Annotated in this window: 1 protein-coding gene; it reads left to right on the forward strand. The window is 39.8% G+C overall.

The features are described 5' to 3' along the window. Positions 1 to 281: 281 nt before the first annotated feature. Positions 282 to 1,319 carry an IS110 family RNA-guided transposase gene (locus AC1DQW_RS27645; RefSeq protein ID WP_477457012.1) on the forward strand — a complete coding sequence of 346 codons (1,038 nt, stop codon included), beginning with the start codon at positions 282 to 284 and terminating at the stop codon, positions 1,317 to 1,319. Positions 1,320 to 1,428 lie beyond the last annotated feature (109 nt).

A 1,428-nucleotide genomic window follows, 5' to 3' on the forward strand; every position in this document is an offset into this window, starting at 1 on the left:
ACTCACCCCGAGACGAGGCTACGCCCGTCTGCCCCTCCTATGTTTGTTGTCATAATATAAGCAAATAAATTTGCATTATAAAGTGAGGAGGAATGAGAGCAGAGTTTGCCCCAAACAACCCATTGGTATGTTGAGAGAGAGATACTGCCTCATTTCTTTTTACCCTTTAGCGTTTGAACAGAATGTAAGGAATATTGCATAGCGATATATCCAGGATATCCGGCAGGAGAAAAAACGAAGTAGGGTTTTCACTTTAATATTTACTCATATTAAAAAAAGTGATGACAAACATTTTAAAACAGGTAGTAGGAATTGACGTAGCACAAAACGAGTTGGTGGTATCTTTAGGACGGATGGACCAGTCAACTGAAAAGGAGATTTATGCATTTAAGCAATTTGCTAACAAACCGTCAGGCTTTAAGGCCCTTGAGTCCTGGGTTAAACAAAGAACAAATAAGGAGATTGGGATACGTTATGTAATGGAGGCGACAGGTGTTTACCACGAGAAGCTTGCTTATCACTTATCAGATCAGGGATATGAAGTAAGTATAGTACTGCCTAACAAGATCAGTAATTATATGCGAAGCCTTGATCTGAAAACGACTACTGATAAAACAGCATCACAAGCCATTTGTCAGTTTGGGTTGGAACGAAAGTATGAAATCTGGCAACAGCCTAAGAAGATCTATCGGGACTTAAAACAGCTTACACGTGAACGGGATCAGATAATTGCCGAACGTACAGTAAGTAAAAACCAGTTGCATGCAGAACAAGTGGAGGCATTTCCAAATGAAAAAAGCCTCATTCGACTTAAGCAGCGTATCGGATTATGCAATACACAGGAGAAGGAGATCAGGCTGGATATAGCAGAAATAATAAAACAGGATAAAGAATTGACTGCAAGGATAAACAATGCTGCCACAGCACCCGGAATAGGCAAGCTCACAGTAGTAATAACGATAGCTGAAACAAACGGGTTTGACCKGGTAAAGAATAAAAAGCAACTTACCAGCTATAGTGGTTTGGATGTGGAGGAAAAAGAATCTGGCACATCAGTAAAAAAGAAACCGAAGATATCAAAGAAGGGTAACCGACACCTGCGAAAGGCTATGCATATGCCAGCTTTAACAGCCATAAGAGTAGATAATCGCTTTAAGGCCATATATGCAAGGCTTGTATCTAAACACGGAATTAAAATGAAAGCGGCCGTAGCTGTTCAAAGAAGACTATTAGAATTGATCTATACTTTGTGGACCACGAATAAGCCTTACAATGAAAACCACGTACATCAATCTGTTCAAAATGCTCAGGCCACATAAATGGGTTAGGGCAGCCATCAACGATGAACTGCCCTAAACAGGCTGGCATAAAGCCGCCTTAATAAAACAAAATTAAAAATTATTTGATAATTAACACAGAATCTCTCTC

The organism is Mucilaginibacter sp. P5_A4, assembly GCF_056400605.1.